This is a genomic window from Geobacillus sp. CX412 (genome assembly GCF_027942335.1).
Taxonomy (GTDB): Bacteria; Bacillota; Bacilli; order Bacillales; family Anoxybacillaceae; genus Parageobacillus_B; species Parageobacillus_B toebii.
The window spans coordinates 36301-53954 of sequence record NZ_CP103462.1 but is presented as its reverse complement, the minus strand read 5'-3'; the positions used below and the strand labels follow the sequence as shown (position 1 = coordinate 53954).

Genomic DNA, 17654 nt, shown 5'->3' with positions numbered 1-17654 from the left:
TCCAATGGGGCTAAGGGCAGGGGTTTTATCCCCTGGGAAAAAAAACTCCTCGGGTTGTCCAGTAATTATTTTTTGGGGGGGGACACTCTAAAAAACGGGGACAAGACGGGGTTTCTCTTTTTTCCCTTAAAATTAAAGGCGGATACAAGAAGCGTAGGGAAGGCGTGTTTGGCTGGGGCTCAAAAACGTAACGGCGGGGGCCCAGCTCTCTGTTCGGTGGGTCCCGGGAAATTTTCGGGGATATGGGAGGGAGGGGGGAAAAAAAAGGGGAGGGAATATTTAATAGATTGGGGAAAAAAAAAAAAAAGGGTTAAGGAGTTGGTTTGACTAGGGAGCAAAAAAGGAAAAAAAACAGGAAACGGGGGGAAATTGCAAAGGATTCCTCCAACTTCCTTCAATTTTGGGGGTTTTTGCTGGGGGGGGGGAGGGGACGGGATGGGGAATTGATGAACCCTTCGGGCCCCGGGGAAAAGGGCCTCGGCCAAGCCGGGGCTAAAAAATTCTGTACCAGTTGGGGTGAATCGTTTCCAGATTTCAAGGGCGAAAAAGATTTAAAAATAATGATTGGTGACTTTTCCTTTCAAAAGCCTATTCCCAAAAAAAGGGTCATGGAAAAAACGTAGGGGGGTTGGGGGAAAGAAAAAAAATTTCTACCAAATTGAGATATTTTCATTCCGGCCCTTTTTATGGGGAACTTTATGGTTTGGGGATTGGAATCTTGGTTCCCTCCCGGCAAGAAAAACGGTATTTCAAAAAAAGGGGGTAAAATATTTTCCAAACCCACTTGACTAAAAAGATTCCGTGATTACGGGATTTTAAATGGGGGAATTTATGGAAACCACCGAAAAAGGGGGGGGGGAAGGGAGGTAGAAAAAAACAGGAACACAAAAACGAAAAAAGTTTCGGGGGATTGGTTTTTTTTCAATTTATGGAAACCAGGGGTGGTTTTCGTAGGGGGGGGGGTGGAACAACCAAGGGGGGGGTGGGGGGGGTTCTATAGGAAAAAACCGGGTGGGGGGGGGGTTTTTCCGCAGGAGGAAAACCTAAATAAAATGCATTTTTTTTCCAAAAATGAATTATTTTAAATAAATGGGGGATTCAAAATAACTGAATAACAAATAAATTGATTCAAAAAAACTAATTTTTTTGTTTTTAATTTTGTTTGTCATTCAAATCCAACCCAACTGGATTGTGGTGGGAAGCTTTTTTCTAACACACCAAACACCCAAAAACCAACAGTGCAATTTCCGAAATTTTTGGAATTCCAAGCGGTAAGTGTCTTATCCCCAAAACGCCAAAAACAAGATTGATGGATTGGATGTGGGGGGGTGGGACTTTTGAGGAAAAAAAAAACTGGGTTGGAGGAGGGAAAATAAAAGGGAAAAAAAACGGGAGTTTCAAAATACATGGCTACATCAGAAAATAAGGGTGGGGGGGGGACAATTTTGGGGAACAAAAACCGTTGAAGGGAAAAAATGGTTTAGGGGGGGGAACTTTAATTTCCCTAGGAAAGGGGCAAAAAAAAAAAAATTCAGGGGGGGAAACAAAAAACCGGGACACCCCACGTAAAAGAATTAGTACCGGGATTGGTTGAAGACATGGACCTATAACAACCCCAACCGAAAGGGGGGGGGGGATTGAGGATTTTTCGGGGGGTGTACATTGAAAAAACAGGGCCAACGGGGCGAACGGGAAACGTTGAGGAACGGGGTTGGAAAGTACTAGGGCCATGCGGGATTAAAAAAGGGGGGGGGGGGAACTTTCTTTAAAAAAAACGGAACTCAATGGGGGGGAAAAACGGGGGGGTTGTGGAAAATACGAAAGGGGCGAAAGGGGTCCGAAAAAAAGCTTGCGCCGTAACGGGCCAAAAAAAAAACCGGGGAAGGTGGGAACCAGGGGGGGGGAACTTATAAAACCCTTCTGCCGGCTTTTTAAATTTTGGGGTTAACGATTTCCACGGAAGGGGAAAAGGGGGGCAGGGAAGGGGGGAACAAAAACCGGGTGGAGGGGAGAGGAAAAGATTTTAGTGGAACTAGGGAAATAGTACGTATTGTTTCATTTTTTCAACAAAACTATGGACAGGACAATTTTCCGTTACGGGAGGCCCAAGGGGTGTCGTGGTACGGGTCAATGGTTTGGGCAGGGCCCAAAACCTGTTTTACCCGTTAGGCCACACTTTACCCAAAAGGCCACTTTCTTTTGCGGGGGGCAGGGGAGATAAGCGGTTTTCTTTTCGGGGGGGGCCCGAGTTTTTCAGGGCCTTTTTGGCTAAGGGAGGGTTCGAGGGGGTTTGATTTTATATGCTAATTTTTGGGGGCCGTACGGCCACACAACTTCTATGGGGCGATTTTTATGACAAGGATGCTTGGGTAAAAAACTCTAGGGGTGTCAAAAATGGGCCGTTAACTTTTGACGCCAAACAGGTTACTGGTTGGTTTGTTAGGTATTTATATACCGAGTAACCCGAAGTTTGTTAGTAAACGGTTTGGCGTTTTCCGATCGGGAACTTCCCGGCCCAATTTTTTTCAGGGGGGGGCAGATTCACTTGAATCGAATTGGGTAATTGGATCTTGCGTTTGTTGGGGGTAGTCTTCTTTCGAATCAGAGTACAAAAGGGAAAAAAGGGGACAGGAACAGGGGGATAACCGGGGTACGATTTTTGAAAACTAAACCGACTAATAAAAGACAACAGTTTAACTCAAAATCATTAGCTTAAATTAATAACCCCAACCCGTTAATAAAAAAAGGGTTCGGTTACGGTTTTACGTGGGTTTTTTTTTTAAACCGAAGGCTGGTTTCAGTTGGGCTTTGTTAAATATCTTTGCTTAATCTGGTCGGGACGGGTGGTTTAGGGGGGGGCCATGATTACAGGCGGGGGGGAGTCATCTTACACCACCACACCCTCGGGGGGATGATTAGTTGGGGGCCCCCGGGGCGACTTAAGCTTTTTGGAACCCCCCGCCTTCTAGCCCCCGTGTAATCTTGGTGTTTACCCTTCAGCGGGGTTAAAAAAGCCATTTAGGGGCCGGGAAATTTACCTCCGGTTTTCTTGTTTTCCCCCAAAAAAAAAACCAGGGCCGGCTAAAAGCCCAAAATTGGACACCATGTGGTTTGTATAAACAAAAAAAAAACCCGCATCGGTTACCCAATTTTTCTTGTCCCGTGGGAGATGGGCTCCATTTTTTTTTAACAACAAACCTAAACCCCGCAAAAAAAAAAAAAAAACAAACAACAAAAAAGTGGGGACAACTTGGGGGTGGAACAACAGGGGCAGTGTCGGGGCCACACCAAAGTGGCTATTAAACACCAACAAAAGTGTGGGTGGACGAGCAAACAAATAAAAAACGTGGTTGTTAGTTTTTCCCCTCGGGTCGGGGAATTTACTCGTTTAAAGGATGCTTTGGCCAAAATTCAACGAAAAAAAAAAAACGGCCAAAACATTTGTAAGAAACCAACGTTTTTTCAATAAACAATGGTTTCGGGAAAATGTAATCGTGCGTGGGGGTGGGGGACCCCCCAACCAAAAAAAGGTAAGAGCAGAAAACACGCCCGCAAATGAGGCCGCCCAAAAAAAATCCGATTTTTGTTTTAAATAAAAGAAAAAGGGGGGGACAGCGAACAGCGCACGTGACGGGGGAAGAAGGGGGGGCGGGGGGGGAGACCGCGCGAGGGGGGGGACAAACCCACCCAAAAAAAAAAACAAAAAACCAACTTTTTTGTTCTAAAAGGGGGAAAGCCGGAGGGCCTTTAGGTGTGGAGTTTCAGCAAAACAAAAAAACAAATGAAAAATGGGAAGGGGGGGGGGGGGCCGGGGGATTGGACTTTTCGCGAGGGGGGGGGGGGATTTCAATAATTGGCCGGGCATAAAAAAAAACCAATTTTCCACCCCCACCCCCCACCCCCACGGCAAAACACAAAAACAAAAAATTGTTTACGACCCTCGTACTAAAAAACCAAAAAAAAATTTTGTAACGCGGGCATTATGTCAGGGGCGTTTTTTTTTGCCTTGTAATTAACGCCCAGGGCTCATTGTTTTTTTCCGGGATTTAAACGGGGGGGTGTGGGGGTAACCCGGGTGGGGGGTTTTTTGGCCCCCCGGGCTATTTCCATAAGTCGGAAAAGTGGCGTTTGGGCGATTGCTGGGGGTTCACGCCCTTTTTTTTCCAGCCCAACTGTTTTTGGGCGGCCAAAAAAAATGGGGGAGGCCTCCCAACCAAATCGCGATTTCAGGGGAAACACGGGGGCACTCGGAAAGTACACTTTTAGCTAGGATTTGGTGTTTTTTTCTCGGTTTTTTTTCCCACTCGTTTTTCCGGTTTTGCGGGGATTTTTTTTGGGTTTTTCTTTTCCAACGTATATAAAGGAGGGGGGGGGGTGTAGCAATTGCAAAAAACAGTCCTGACGGGGAAATTTATTCGGGGGGCGGCCAACCGGTCAAGGATTTTGCTTTTTCTTTCACAAAAAAGGCACCTTTTTTATAAAGCGGCCGTTCGGTTATTTCCCCGTTTTTTTACAAAAAAATGGTTGGTGGGGGGATGGATAAAATTGGGTAAACTAATATAGGGATTTTATTCCCCCGAAGGAATCACTCCGGGTTAAAAAAATGTTTGGTTGACGACGTGGTGGTGGGGAGGACCCCCCAAAAAGGGGGGGGAATACGTTGTTACAATTGGGATTAAAAACTGGGGGAATGGGGTAAAACCCGGAAAAAAGAAGGGTTAAAGGCAAAAAAAAAAAGAAAAATAATTGGATTGAGCCCCACAATTTTTTCCCGTGGGCGGGCAAATAATCGAGGCTAGCTAGGGACGGGGGGGGAGGAATTTCCAGAAAAAAAAACGTTCTTTCCTTGCACCGGTTTGTTTTACCGGTTTTTAAGTGACGGTTTTTTTTTCGAAGGGAAAAACTGACAAATTGTAAAACGGGAACCACTTTTTTTTTCCGGTAAAATCGGCTTGGAACTGGGGGGGGGGTGGGAAACTTTTTTGGCCAAACTAGTAGCAGGGAAGGGGGTACCGACCCCATGGGTCAAATGGGGTGCCACCACGTTTTTAAACGCGGGGGCAGCAAATTAATGGAAAAGCCAAGGGATTTGGATTTTTTTATTTATACCGGGTTGGGGGGAAACCCCAGGGCAGGAAAAAAAAAAAAGGCCCTCACCCCCCCCCTTAAATTTTTTCAAAATACAAGGGGGGGAAAAGCCTCACGGAACCTCGAAATTAAAACTCGGTGGGGAAACAAACCTTCAAAATGAGAGGGGGGAATTTTTTTTCCACCTCTTTTTTCGAACCCAAAAACCCCATCGAAAAACCCCCCACGGTTAAACAGGATTGGTTTGTATTTTTTTTTCGCCCCCAGGGGGGGGAGGGGATTTTTGGCGGGGAAAAGGGATGTGGGCGCTTTCCCCATTACTTCCGACTAGGAATAGCGCAAACACAGGGTCGTAAATCGGAAAAAATGAGCCTGGCGTAATTACAGGAAAAAACGCTGACATAGCGCGTACATTTTTAGTACGAGGCGATTGTTTTTGCGTGTGATGGTTGCCGGCCATGAACTCGCGAAAGTCAATCGCCTCGATTTCATTTTTGCGGAACATCACTATCGCTCCTTTAGAAAAAATGGTTTGGTTTCCCCCTCGCGCTCCCCCTTCCGTCGTTCGCTTCGCTCCCTTCTTTTAACAAATCGATTTTTTGGCGCTATTGCGGCGTTTCTGCTCTTACTTTTGTGTCGCAATACATTTCCGAAACATTGTTATTGAAACGTTGCTACAATGTTGCTTTTTCGTTGATTGGCAGATCTTAACGAGTATTCGACGAGAAAGCTACAACGTTATTGCTTCGTCACTTTTGTGTTAATAGCCTATGCGACACTGCTTGTCCAAGTTGTCACTTTTTTGCGTTAGGTTTAAAAAATGACATCTCGGACAAGAATGGTACCGAGGAGGTTTATAACCATGTTCAATTGGCTAGGGCTTGGAAAGAAACGGAGTAAATTCGGCAAATGGCTTGACCGCGAGGGAATATCACAATTAGAGCTAGAAAGGCGGTCAAAGCTAAGTCGCGGCACTATCTCGAGGTTGTGTAACGATGACTCGTATCGGCCTAAACACTCGACGATAGCAAAGATTAAAAAAGCACTGAAACAGCTCGGTAAAAACGTACCGGACGACTTTTTTAACGTGTGATAGCTATGATTGAGTACGTTGTCTTTTTCGGGTTAATTATCGTCGGTTTCGTCTTCTTTGTACTCGATTTGAGACGGCCACAAACGCAAGCAATTCCAATCGATCAAGAGCGCCTAAAATGCGAAAGTCCGATCGAACGCCACCTTTACGATACACTTCGGATACTAGGTTATTACGTACAAACACAAGTACCTTGCGGTAAGTACCGCATTGACCTAGCGTTACCAGCGTATAAAATCGCCATAGAGTGCGACGGCAAAGCATATCACTCGACGCCTGAGCAAAAGGCCCATGATCGGCGAAAAGACGCTTATCTGCGCAAGAATGGCTGGAAAGTGCTACGGTACAGTGGGCGCATGATCTACCACGACTTGCCGAAAGTGATTGCGCAGATTGAAAAGGAAATACAGAACTAGTTCTAGGCAAAAGCTGGCGCTCGCCGGTTCCTTCGTGAAATCGTACCAAATTAAGCCGGCAGGTTTATAGTCTGTCACCTCGGTTGGCTTACGGCGAGCTTTTTCGGCTTTAGCCTTCGTTTTCACACGTTTCATTGAGTCGTTAAGAGTCTTATCGATGCTAGTCTCATTGGTTATTCGTCTCTATATTTTTTCAACCGTTCCTCAAGTTCCCGTCGTGCCTGTTCAATGTCGAAATCCTCATCATCCTTCGGTTGGTTATAGTCCATCTTCAACCAATCCGGTACTAATTCTTTACGTGTCGGTTTCTGAATTTTTTGCCCTTCGCTAGAATTAGAGTCTACCATTTTCTTCACGGTTTCAAATGTCTTTTCTATGTAGGCCATGTATTTGAATCGTTTTCCTTTTAGTTTCTCCAACAGTTTGTTTTTCAAGTCATCATCATCAATCTTGTTGGCTTGTAGAAACTCATGGATCAAATCGGATTGCTGTTGGTTAAAGCCTTCAATCAGTGGATGATGATGATTATTATTTGAATCATTATTTATATCATTTGAATCATTATTTATATCATTTGAATCATTATTAGGTTTCTCTGCGAAACCACCCCCGGTTTCTATAGGAAACCACCCCTGGTTTCCTACAGAAACCACCCCTGGTTTCATATTGAAACCATCCGAACTTTCGTTCTGTTTTCTTCCGCCTTTTTTGGCAAAAGTTCTGCTGCTTGTTTCATATTCAGTATCGTAATCACGAATCTTTTCAAGTGGTTGATATTTCTTTTGAATATCGTTTTGCGGATACTCGTAAACTACAATATTTACAGGTTTGTTCCCTGGATATTCGTCATCTTCATATGTGACAAGATCAATCAAACCATAATTCCATAAAGGCCGGATGATCTCATTGTAGAATTTTTTCTTTCCAACCCCTAAACGTTTCATGACTTTGGAAAGGCTTGAAGGAATCACATCATTATATTTATCTTTTCGCTGATCTGAACGATCACACCAACTGTAGAATTTTAGCCAGGCTGCGAAGGCTTCAGGGCCAAGTTTATCAATCCAATCGTCAGCAACAACAAAATGAAGAATTGGAAGCTGCAATTCGTTTCTGTTTTTCTTTGCTCTAGTAAACTCTACTTTTGCCATATATATTCTCCTCCTGTTTCTCCCGAAATTCGGGACAAACAAAAGAGCGTGCCGCCGTACTTTTTTAGCACAGCAAACACGCTCTACGCTCTTATCCTTTAATTTATGGAAAAGAGACTCTTGTCCTTTAGTCAAAATATATGGAAAACGAGATTTTCCAAGGATAACCCCTTGCATTAGCCAATGATATGCATTAAAATGAAGACAAAGCATATCATGGCTAATGAGGGAGCTTTCGAGCAGGTGTTTGCCGTAGGTCGGGTACGGCGAACGGTGTAAGGGTGTTGGCAGCACCACTTACACACGCTTGGAAGCTCTTTTATTTTGCCCCGTTCATATTAACTTATTTATATTTTACTATTACTTCCTGTGTCGCGACAAGATTTATTTTCCAAAAATTCGTGACAACCATCCCCGCTTTTTTGTCCTCTTGTCCTCTGTTGTTTTGTCCTCCGTTGTCGCTGCTGCCTCCAACGTGACTTTCTCTTGTTTTTGCGTTTCTTCAATCATCGCTCTTTTTTGTTCCTGTAGCGCTCGAATCGATTTCAAAAGCATCTCATCTCGTTTATTCAATCGTTCATCTATATATTTCTGTTGTGCTATTACCATTTGTTTGAGTTCCTGTATTTCTTTCAGTAACGCTTCATATTGACGATCAATGCGACCTATATCGCTTTCGTCTATCATTTTCAACTCATTTTCTAGTGGTGTAGCGACTTCCGATTCGATACGAATCGGGTCAGATGTGTCATTTTTTTGTTCACTGACAAGCATTGATGCGATCCGATCTACTGGCATCCCTGTATCATTGGACATTTCTTTTATGCGTTCGAATATTTGAACATCATTATCGGAAAAGATACGAAATCCTTGATCGTTCTTTATGAATGTATAACCTGCCTTTTCGAGCGCTTGAGCATATTTGCGAACGGTTGGAGTCGCTATACCAACGATATTCGCTATATCTTTTGTGGAATATTCCTTCATTCGCATTCGTTTTCGCCTCCTCATACGATATACATTCGATACAATCCATATGGAATCCTTTATAACAAAGGGTCTAGCTTGTCGCCGTAGTGTGTCATAGCGCGAGGTACATTTGACTCCTGGGCGATGTCCTCCGTTTTCTGGACACGACTAACGACTTTGTTCGCCGCGCTTTCAAGCGTCATTCTCTCGTCTTTAGCGCGACAATGTCTGTTCCCGTGTCTTCGAGCATAGCGCTCCATTTCCACTAGGTTGACGCAGCGATCTCCAAATCGTATCTATTCACGACGACCGGCCGGAGAAGAAGAGAATGAAGATTTACAAAAACGGATGATCGAAGAATTTTGGGAAGAGCATTGCCGTTGGGGAATGGCTCTTCCGGGTGTTAGCTGCTATCGGTTTGAAGAAGGCGAGGAAGAAGAAACGGCAGAAAAGCTATACAATTATTTCTCTGAACGCGATCCAGATGCATTAGAAAGCGATGAATACTATGTTTTGATTTTTGAAGGAGAAGATACAGGAATTGACGGTCACAATGGCGAGAACGTGGCTGTATGGCAAAAAGATATTGAACGAGTGCCAGTCACAGAATTTTTCCGCAGATACGAAATAGCAAAGGAGGAAAAAGAATGAAGATCGAAGACAAAGGACATATGGTCATCGTTTGGGAAAACTTTTTGGATTGGTATGACGAAGAAACAGATTCATTATTGGATACTGCGCCAATTCGGTTTGAAAACGGCCAGTTGATCGAAATCACAGATGAATATATTGCTATTGAAAAAGAAGATAGATTCATCCTACAGATTGTTGATGGTATTGGCAATGTCGAGAAAATATTGTCTGACGAATTATTGAGCACGAAAGAGGCAGCGGAATTATGGGGAATTGATGAGTCATCCATTAGGAAGCGTATTGATGATTTTCCGCCTGGAACGGTGCGGAAGTTTGGAAAGCAATGGGTAGTGACGAAAGATGGAATGGAAATGGTATTCGGAGAACCAAGAAAGGAGAATGAAAAATGAAAGTAGTGAAACCTGCGACACAATCGAGGAAGCTAAAAAGGTGGCGGCCGAGCGCGGATGGATGACAGAAAACTGACGGAAAAGTGAAGGAAAAATGACAGAAAGATGAAAGAATATTTCTGTTTAGACGTGTTATGATGGTATCGTGGGATATTGAAGCAGGGCGTCACCCGATTGGGGTGGTGTTTTTATTCCAAGGATTTGTTAAACGTGAATGTTGATTTCATCGCTTTTTCTTATTCAACTAACGGGGAAGGATAGTGAAAGTGCTATACTGTTGAATGGGAGGGGTTTTTGTTGTTAGAAATTGAAAAAGTAAAAGAGAAAATTACTCAATTAGATGAGTCGGAAGCGAAAAGTCTGTTAATGATTATGTATGCAAGGCTTGATACTGCAATAAATGGAACTGGTGGAGATGAATTTATTAAAAAAACTATAATAGATTTATTTGATATTTATAAGAGACTGCCTGACAAAAAAGAACTAAAAAAATAATTGAACTAACGGGTGCGATAGTTGAACAAGACATACAAAATACACGGGAACGTCTGTCTAAATGACAGGCGTTTTATTATGCCTAAAACGAAGTATTCTAACGAAAATATGTGCTAAATCAGAAAGCGAGGTGGCAGGCATGGAACGATAAGATGAGGAAGAAGAAAAAGCGAAAGAGGAAATGGCAGGGAATTTATATTGTTTCGTGCCTGTTTCCTCGGTGTGTGAAGGAGAAATCGGAATGAGTAAAGAGATATTGTAACTATTCACCCAGTGCTAGTGTATAAAAAAGCCCAGCACAAATAGGGCATTTCGGTCATAGAAAATGCCCTAGGTAGCGGAAAGAACTCGATCGATCGTTTCGCCTGCCAACAGAAGACATAACGAATCCCACACGTTTTTTTCGTGTTTCGTCAGTGTGGAAACGATGCTTCTTGCGATGCAAAACGACTGCGCGAATGTTTCTTCGCGAAACGTACCCGAAATGTTCTCTTTGACTTTGACCATGCGAAGATCGCGTTCGGCTTGGTTGTTATCAAAGGGAACATGTACTTCACGTAAGAAACGCAGCGCTTCTTCCTTTCGTTTTTGAAGGCGTCGAACAAAAGCGAGTGCTTTTTTCGGAAGAGGCGTCATCGTTTCTAATCGGTGTTGTGCTCTTTCTAGGATGCGATCATACACTCGTTCCCACCGTCTCGCTTCTTCTTCGGAAAGTGCACCGTGATGGGCTTCGACGGCTTGCTTGGCGGCTAACAGAAACGTGGTCATGCGCATCGCCCACGTATGCCCCTGTTCGATGAATCCTTTTAACTCACGCAAATGGTGGGCATGACAAAGGGCATGGGTGGCATGTGTGTATTTTGGATACGTACCGAACGCATCGTGCATCATCGTCCCTTCATATCGGGGAAGAATCCCGATATCATCGGTCGCTTTTTTTCCACGAGAAGCGTGAGGAGCCAAGTATGTATATCTCGATGTACACGCGACATGCACCCATGCGAGTTTCCCATTGATGCGCAAACTCGTTTCATCGACATGCAGGATGTTGGATTCCAGTAAGGCGTCTTCGATGATGTCCATATTGGATTCCAACGATTCGCGTCCTCGTTTCACCATATTGGCAAGAGTTCCCGTACTAATCGAGTGTTGATATAACGCTTCGATTGTATCACTTAAACGCTTGTACGGGATCAATTGGATATGATGTAAATAAACAACGAGCGCCGTGAGCCGTGGACCGTATTGCACATGATTCGTGACATGGGATGGGAATTCGGCTTGTTGCACGCATCGACAATGTGGACACGATTTCACTTCACGTTCATGTTGTGTCACCTCGATCGCCACAGGAGGGACATCAAACACTTGACGGATATCGACTTTGAACGGTTTGACTTCACGCAAAGAAGCTCCACATCCTTGACACGTATGCACACGGTGGACGACACGATGATGTGGATGTTCCACTTGACGGAGCGTCTTCCCCTCATGTCCCTCTTGCCCACCAAGCTTTTTGCCAGACGGCTCGCGGGAGGAACGCTTTTTCTCAAAACGGTCAGAAGATGGGGGCAAATGGCTATTGGAGCTGTTTTTTTTCGTGCGTGCTTCCAGCTCTTGAACACGGTACTTCAGTTGTTCATTTTCTTTGCGTAGTTGTTTGTTTTCGTGACGCAAATGTTCAAATAGTTACTTTCTACTTTGATCTTGTTGAAAGTCTTGTTTGAACTCACATGAAAAAAATGGTATTTTTTAGATATAGATATAAATAAAAATCCAATACAATTTTTGTTTATTTAATTAATTGTAGTTATCGAAAAATTCTTAGGTGAATAAAAGAGCTAATTTGGGAGGGGTGGACATTTCTTGAAATTAAATATTTTCATCAATAAAGAAATTAATCATTTTATCGAATTAGCAGCAAAAAAAATGGGAACAAGCAAACGAAATGTCATTTCCATTGCTCTAACAGATATTCTTAATAAGTCATATACTCAGGATGAGATTGAAAAGTTAAAAGAATCTATTCAGCTGGATTACGCGACTACCGTGACTATTAACGAACACGTTGCTGAAAAAATTGATCGCATATCTAGATATGGTATTTCAAAAAGGTTATTCTTTGGCTACTTGATCTGTGACTACTTCTATCGTTATTACCATTATTTCATAACAAAAGATGAAATAGATGAGGAGAAAGAAGTGAATACGGAACGAGACTATTTGCAGATCAAGCTCGATAAGACAGTGAAAGATAAAATTGTAGAGTATTGTGAGAAACAATATATTTCTATCAACAGTCTCTTCTCATACTACATCTTAAATAAAGAAATAACTGTAAAGTCGTTCCATATTAAAGAACCAGAGCTGTTATATTTAACCTTAGGGAAAAACGTGAAGGATATGATTCGAAAAAAGGCGATCGAGATGAATGTGTCTTATCGTTTTTTTCTTAACTTGGTGGCAGCTCAGATTTGTCAAGATTTATCTTTGTAAAAAACAGCTAAATTTTGCTGTTTTTCTTTACATTTCCAATTTATTCTGATAAAATTGTATTAGATTAAAAAAGAGGGAGGGGCTAGTATAAAAGTTGCGTCAGAAAATTTAGGATAATAAGTTAATTTTTAAAAATTTAAAAAGGAGGAATAATTGTGTTTGACCAACTTCGAGGGCTATTGAATTCTTTGTTCGGAGACATTACGTCTACATTTATCACTTTGTTCGCCATTGGGATTCTTATTTGTGGCCTATTGGCGGCATTTGGTGGAGAAGAAAATCAAGCAAAGTTCAAACGGGGGTTGTTTTTGTGCATCTCTGGGTTGATTGTGTTCTTGCTTGCTCGCCCGATTGTTTACTACTTCCAAAGCAACCTCTAATCGGAGGGGTGAATGAATTTGGCATATGAAACACAGTCAATTGCTGAACGAAGGGAACAGTTGCGGGAAGAGGGGAAGATAGAGCTACCTCTAAACGTTGATACACGAAAGTATTTACTCTCTTTCATTCGTTATCGAGACGTGCTGATCTCCCTTCCTTTATTGATTGCTGGCATTGTGGCACTGTATATCATCCATCGAACGGGAATCGGCATTAATTCGCAGAACGTGATTGTCTGCTTTGCTCCCTGGGCAACGTTCTTACTGTTGCTGACGATTCAACATCCCGATCGGAAGAACATTTCGTTTTTCGAACACCGGATTGTTTGGCGCATTAAGTACAACAACCGTCAAAAACTGTTTGTTTACACAAAGGGTGATCTGATGGGAAAGAAGAAGGAAAAAGATGTTCGTGAACAGCTCGGCATTTCTAACATTTATTCGGATTGCTATGAGACAACGGATAAAAGATTAGTTAAAGTGATTAAAGTGTCGAGCATCAATCTTTCGTTGCTAAATAACAAAGAGAAACGCATGATTTTTCAAGCATACGAAACTTTCCTCAACGACCTTCCAAAAAATCTGACGCTCCAAATCAGCCAGATCGCGCAACCAGTCAATTTGAAAAACTACTTCCTGTTCATCCAAGAGCAGACATCCCAAGAACAAGATATGGCGAAAAAATTGTTGGCGAAAGGATATCTTGATTTTATCGACGATATTCAAAAGTCTAAGAACATGGTATCTCGAAACCGATATGTCATTATCTCAAAACCGTTTACAGTGCAAAACAGAGAAAGTGTACTAGAGGAACTCGACAGACAAGCAAGAATCCTTGTTTCTCAAATCGAGAATATGCTCGGCGGTCGCTTTCAGCTGAAAGCAGAAGTCTTAAACAACGAAGAGTTATTCCATCTCATCTACACCTGTGTTGACTACGAAAATGCACAAGTCAATGCGGAAATCAAAACAAGTACATTCCCGATCACACTGGGGGAAGAGACATATAGAGAGATGAAAAAGAAATGGGAGAAAGAAGTAACGGAGAAAATCATTTAAGCCAGGGGGAAGGACGATGAGACTTACACTTCCTTTTTTCCGAAAAAAGAAAGAAGAGAGTTTGGAGGAATCGTATTACAACGCTAATGAACATATTTTGAATTTGCTTTCTCCTGACAGTATCGAAGAAAAAGAGAGTTATGTCCGTTCGGGTACGAACTATACCCGAACACTTGTTGTTGTAGAGTATTCGTCCATTATTGTGCAGGAATATGTTCAACGTCTGAATGATCTGAGTGATAACATCAGCGTCATTCAGTACATCACGGAGTACGATTCTTCAGAAGTGCGGAGACATTTATCGGAAAGCATTAAGCAAAACAGTCAGAAACTATATTCCAAATACGTCAATGATGCAGGAAAAGCTGAAGCACAAGCGCAGATCGACAGTGCTAGAATGTTGCTTCATCAGCTGAGTTTCAAGAACGAAAAAATGTTCATGTTTCAAATGCTGATTCACATTGTTGCAAACGACCTGAAAGAGCTGGATGCGCTGACTCAACAAGTGAAAGCCATCGTCGGGCCATTTGCCAAAACATTAACCCCAACAACCAGAATGAAAGATGCGTTTGATAGCTTCTTACCAATCGGCAAAAACAAAGTATATGACTTGACATATCGCCCGATGAATGCCGAGGCTGTTTCTTATTTCTTTCCATTCCACGAAAACGAGATTTTTGATGAAAAAGGCATTATTAAAGGTCGCAACATGACGACCGGCAACGTGGTAATCGTGGACGACGATTTGTTGTTAAACCGCCATGAATTTGTCATTGGAATTTCCGGTTCTGGGAAATCCACTTACATTTTTCAAGATATGATGCGGAAGTACATGTTAGGACGCAGAATCATTGTGATCGACCCGAAAGGAGAATTCGGGGAGGTATTTCGTACACTTGGCGGTGAGTGGGTGAAAATCAGCCTAAAAGGCGGGAACATCATCAATCCGTTTGATATCCCGAAAAATCAACATGGAACAGAAGAAGGAAATCCACTGATCGCTAAAATCAGTACCTTGTTGACGATGTTCCGCCTCATGTATCCGCAGATGACAGATTTGCAGGAAGATGTCTTGTCGAAGTTATTAATTGAGCTGTACGCCAAGTTTGGCATCACGGAAGAAACAGACGTAAACGCATTAGCAGTAACAGACTTTCCGATTATGGAAGACTTCTATCATTTTCTTGAAGAAATCAAGGAAACAAACCCTGAAGAGTATGAGCACGTAAGGGACTTCCATACCACGTTGCACGCTTATGCGAAAGGAATGTTTGCCAAAGTGTTTAATGGGCATACCAATGTGGATGTGTCGAATCCACTTGTTGCTTATGATATTTTTGACCTCCAAAACCGGGAAAAAGCACAACGAGTAGTATACTTCAACCTATTATCTCATATCAACTATGACATCTTGAACGGTGACCGGCATCCAACGCAAGTGTATATTGATGAGGCGCATATCATCGCTGACCCAAAAGTGCCTCTGGCGATGGAATATGTGTATTTCATGATGAAAGTATTGCGGTCGTTTAATTGCGGTGTAACTCCTGCTACCCAGTCGATCAAAGACTTCCTTTCTGCAAAAGATGATAAACGAAACTATGGGGAAGCTGTCATTTCACAAGCTATTCAACGTTTGTATTTGCCGATGCAAGAAGTAGAAATCAACTTCTTGGAGAAAGAACTTGGACATCAATTTTCTGAAGAGGAACGAACGACACTAACGGTCATTGAGGGGCGAAAAGACGAGCAAGCAGGTAAGGGCATCTATTTTGTCGGCTCGAAAAAAATCAAATTGGAAGTGCAACTAACGGATGTTGAAAAACAACTATGGTTTGAACGGAAGAGTTTAAGTGAGTTGATCGTATGAAAGATGTCATACGCTCTCTACTTCTTTGGAAAGCAGGTCCGTTGATTTGGATCGGGGCAGGGGTTCTGTTTATCATCGTACTCATTAGTGCTATCAGTAACGCTATTTTCGGGGAAGAAGAGAGCTTCTCCAATATCTCAGGCGGAGTAGCAATGTGTACGAAGGGAAAAGTGGATGAAGCAAGAATTGAAGAAGTACTATCTAACGCCGGAGTTTTTGCTGGAAAAAAAGATGTGTTCATGAGTGCAGCTGAAAAATACGGTATTGATCCCGTGCTACTCATCGCCATTGCGTTGCATGAAACAGGATACGGAACATCCCCTGCCGTGAAAAACAAAAACAATCCTGGTGGTATTATGGACCCAAGCACGGGAAAGTTAAAAGTATTTGATAGCCTGGAAGACGGCATCGATTTTATGGCAGGAAACCTCTATCGAGTGTATATATCTCAAGGATTAGTAACGATTCAACAGATTGGGGCAAAGTACGCTCCAATTGGAGCGAATAATGACCCCTCGAACTTAAACGCGAATTGGGTGCCAGTAGTCACCAATATCGCAAATGAACTAGGCGGCCTCTCGATGAACTGCGAAGTTATGGGGACAGGAGAATTCGCGCTGCCTACCGGTTCGATGAGCATCACGTCCAATTTTGGATATCGGAGTGATCCATTCGGAGGCGGAACGGAATTCCACAAGGGAACAGACTTCGCTTGTTCGCGAGGTGATGCAATTTATGCAGCCGATGGGGGGCAAATTGTAGTGTCCGTGAAGTCCGGATATGGTGGCGGATACGGACACCATGTCATTATCAGCCACGGCGATAAATTCACCTTGTACGGCCACATGGAACATGTGGATGTAGACGTAGGAGACACGGTGCAGAAAGGACAGAAGATCGGTACTTGCGGAACAACCGGTTCCTCAACGGGATACCACTTGCATTTTGAAGTTCAGCTAGGTGGCATCTATGGTGAAAGAGTAGACCCAATGACGTACTTCCAGCCAGCAAAGAAGGAGGAAGATGAATGAGAATCACCGTTACTAACCTTGTGCTAGTCGCTCTTCTATTGATTGCAGGAAGCTTTAGCTTCCTCTTGTATACAAACCTTCAGGAAGCCAAAGCAACAATTGAAAAGTATCAAGACATTGAAAGGCTGAATCAACGATCAGAAGATTTTATTCGAGCATTGATCTATGGCAAACATAAAAAATATCTGACTGGAGAGCAGTTGGAGAAATATGAAACTGGTGAAAAGGAATATGGCACACCAACTGAAAAAAACATGGCAGAAGTCAATGAAATGAAGATTCAGCAACTATTCACGAAAAAAATTAAGAATAAGGACAACGAAGCTGAATCGTATGCCGTCGTACAGGTCCGATATGAAACAGGAGATCCTAATAAATACGGGGATGACTACATTCATACATTAACGGTCAACTCTCATTGGGTGAAAGACGCCGGGGAATGGAAAGTCGATCATTTAGAAATGTCTTTACTGAAGGACAGTCGGGATGAAATGTTGCGGAAACAAGCTGAAGAAGCGCTACGGAAAGCCGGTCAAGCCAGTTAAAGAAAAGGGGGAGAGGGA

The 17654-nt window shown here is 42.9% G+C and carries 15 protein-coding genes and 1 pseudogene; 12 read left to right on the top strand and 4 right to left on the bottom strand.

Annotated features, from left to right (window positions below; genetic code table 11):
* The first annotated feature begins 323 nt into the window (after window positions 1-323).
* Complete coding sequence (locus NXM86_RS18340) at window positions 324-623, top strand: hypothetical protein (protein ID WP_498959072.1); 300 nt, start codon at window positions 324-326, stop codon at window positions 621-623.
* A 4694-nt stretch (window positions 624-5317) separates the two neighbouring features.
* Here NXM86_RS18340 and NXM86_RS18335 read toward each other — a convergent pair.
* Complete coding sequence (locus NXM86_RS18335; RefSeq protein ID WP_498959070.1) at window positions 5318-5593, bottom strand: hypothetical protein; 276 nt, start codon at window positions 5591-5593, stop codon at window positions 5318-5320.
* Between the two features lie 357 nt (window positions 5594-5950).
* Here NXM86_RS18335 and NXM86_RS18330 point away from each other — a divergent pair, with 357 nt between their 5' ends.
* Together NXM86_RS18330 and NXM86_RS18325 are read left to right on the top strand one after the other, a co-directional pair.
* Window positions 5951-6181 carry a helix-turn-helix domain-containing protein gene (locus NXM86_RS18330; RefSeq protein WP_042409949.1) on the top strand — a complete coding sequence of 77 codons (231 nt, stop codon included), beginning with the start codon at window positions 5951-5953 and terminating at the stop codon, window positions 6179-6181.
* Window positions 6178-6597, top strand: a complete 420-nt coding sequence (locus NXM86_RS18325) for an endonuclease domain-containing protein (protein ID WP_498959069.1) — start codon at window positions 6178-6180, stop codon at window positions 6595-6597. The genes NXM86_RS18330 and NXM86_RS18325 overlap by 4 nt, the downstream gene beginning before the upstream one ends.
* Window positions 6598-6770: 173 nt before the next feature.
* Here NXM86_RS18325 and NXM86_RS18320 read toward each other — a convergent pair whose 3' ends face one another.
* Together NXM86_RS18320 and NXM86_RS18315 are read right to left on the bottom strand one after the other, a co-directional pair.
* Complete coding sequence (locus tag NXM86_RS18320; protein WP_041265036.1) at window positions 6771-7748, bottom strand: hypothetical protein; 978 nt, start codon at window positions 7746-7748, stop codon at window positions 6771-6773.
* 384 nt (window positions 7749-8132) lie between these two features.
* A complete protein-coding gene (locus tag NXM86_RS18315; RefSeq protein ID WP_498959068.1) occupies window positions 8133-8741 on the bottom strand; it encodes a MerR family transcriptional regulator in 609 nt (202 codons plus the stop codon).
* Between the two features lie 324 nt (window positions 8742-9065).
* On the opposite strand from NXM86_RS18315, the gene NXM86_RS18310 reads away from it, so the two are divergent.
* The 3 genes from NXM86_RS18310 to NXM86_RS18300 all read left to right on the top strand — a co-directional run bounded on the left by NXM86_RS18310 (window position 9066) and on the right by NXM86_RS18300 (window position 10255).
* The gene (locus NXM86_RS18310; protein ID WP_498959067.1) at window positions 9066-9368 is read left to right on the top strand and encodes a hypothetical protein; all 303 of its coding nucleotides are present in this window, start codon (window positions 9066-9068) and stop codon (window positions 9366-9368) included.
* Window positions 9365-9760 (top strand): helix-turn-helix domain-containing protein, encoded by a 396-nt coding sequence (locus NXM86_RS18305; protein WP_498959066.1) that lies wholly within the window; start codon window positions 9365-9367, stop codon window positions 9758-9760. The genes NXM86_RS18310 and NXM86_RS18305 overlap by 4 nt, the downstream gene beginning before the upstream one ends.
* A gap of 297 nt (window positions 9761-10057) precedes the next feature.
* The gene (locus tag NXM86_RS18300; protein WP_029761922.1) at window positions 10058-10255 is read left to right on the top strand and encodes a hypothetical protein; all 198 of its coding nucleotides are present in this window, start codon (window positions 10058-10060) and stop codon (window positions 10253-10255) included.
* A 330-nt stretch (window positions 10256-10585) separates the two neighbouring features.
* On the opposite strand, the pseudogene NXM86_RS18295 reads toward NXM86_RS18300, so the two are convergent.
* Window positions 10586-11938: pseudogene (locus NXM86_RS18295) on the bottom strand (IS66-like element ISBst12 family transposase); the annotation flags it as partial.
* Between the two features lie 183 nt (window positions 11939-12121).
* Between NXM86_RS18295 and NXM86_RS18290 the strand changes: the two are divergent.
* From NXM86_RS18290 to NXM86_RS18265, 6 genes are all read left to right on the top strand, one after another.
* The gene (locus NXM86_RS18290; RefSeq protein WP_042409967.1) at window positions 12122-12751 is read left to right on the top strand and encodes a hypothetical protein; all 630 of its coding nucleotides are present in this window, start codon (window positions 12122-12124) and stop codon (window positions 12749-12751) included.
* A 155-nt stretch (window positions 12752-12906) separates the two neighbouring features.
* Window positions 12907-13131 (top strand): hypothetical protein, encoded by a 225-nt coding sequence (locus NXM86_RS18285; protein ID WP_008881746.1) that lies wholly within the window; start codon window positions 12907-12909, stop codon window positions 13129-13131.
* A gap of 12 nt (window positions 13132-13143) precedes the next feature.
* Window positions 13144-14190, top strand: a complete 1047-nt coding sequence (locus NXM86_RS18280; protein ID WP_042409970.1) for a TraC-like domain-containing protein — start codon at window positions 13144-13146, stop codon at window positions 14188-14190.
* Between the two features lie 16 nt (window positions 14191-14206).
* Window positions 14207-16060, top strand: a complete 1854-nt coding sequence (locus NXM86_RS18275) for a VirB4 family type IV secretion system protein (RefSeq protein WP_498959112.1) — start codon at window positions 14207-14209, stop codon at window positions 16058-16060.
* Complete coding sequence (locus NXM86_RS18270; RefSeq protein WP_498959111.1) at window positions 16057-17091, top strand: peptidoglycan DD-metalloendopeptidase family protein; 1035 nt, start codon at window positions 16057-16059, stop codon at window positions 17089-17091. The genes NXM86_RS18275 and NXM86_RS18270 overlap by 4 nt, the downstream gene beginning before the upstream one ends.
* On the top strand, window positions 17088-17636 hold the full coding sequence (locus NXM86_RS18265) for a hypothetical protein (RefSeq protein ID WP_498959110.1): 549 nt from the start codon (window positions 17088-17090) through the stop codon (window positions 17634-17636). The genes NXM86_RS18270 and NXM86_RS18265 overlap by 4 nt, the downstream gene beginning before the upstream one ends.
* Window positions 17637-17654: the final 18 nt, after the last annotated feature.

Coding starts and splice junctions, on each gene's coding strand:
- NXM86_RS18335 (WP_498959070.1), bottom strand. CDS start 5,593: ATGTTCCGCAAAAATGAAATCGAGGCGATTGACTTTCGCGAGTTCATG.
- NXM86_RS18330 (WP_042409949.1), top strand. CDS start 5,951: ATGTTCAATTGGCTAGGGCTTGGAAAGAAACGGAGTAAATTCGGCAAA.
- NXM86_RS18320 (WP_041265036.1), bottom strand. CDS start 7,748: ATGGCAAAAGTAGAGTTTACTAGAGCAAAGAAAAACAGAAACGAATTG.
- NXM86_RS18315 (WP_498959068.1), bottom strand. CDS start 8,741: ATGCGAATGAAGGAATATTCCACAAAAGATATAGCGAATATCGTTGGT.
- NXM86_RS18310 (WP_498959067.1), top strand. CDS start 9,066: ATGATCGAAGAATTTTGGGAAGAGCATTGCCGTTGGGGAATGGCTCTT.
- NXM86_RS18305 (WP_498959066.1), top strand. CDS start 9,365: ATGAAGATCGAAGACAAAGGACATATGGTCATCGTTTGGGAAAACTTT.
- NXM86_RS18280 (WP_042409970.1), top strand. CDS start 13,144: ATGAATTTGGCATATGAAACACAGTCAATTGCTGAACGAAGGGAACAG.
- NXM86_RS18275 (WP_498959112.1), top strand. CDS start 14,207: ATGAGACTTACACTTCCTTTTTTCCGAAAAAAGAAAGAAGAGAGTTTG.
- NXM86_RS18270 (WP_498959111.1), top strand. CDS start 16,057: ATGAAAGATGTCATACGCTCTCTACTTCTTTGGAAAGCAGGTCCGTTG.
- NXM86_RS18265 (WP_498959110.1), top strand. CDS start 17,088: ATGAGAATCACCGTTACTAACCTTGTGCTAGTCGCTCTTCTATTGATT.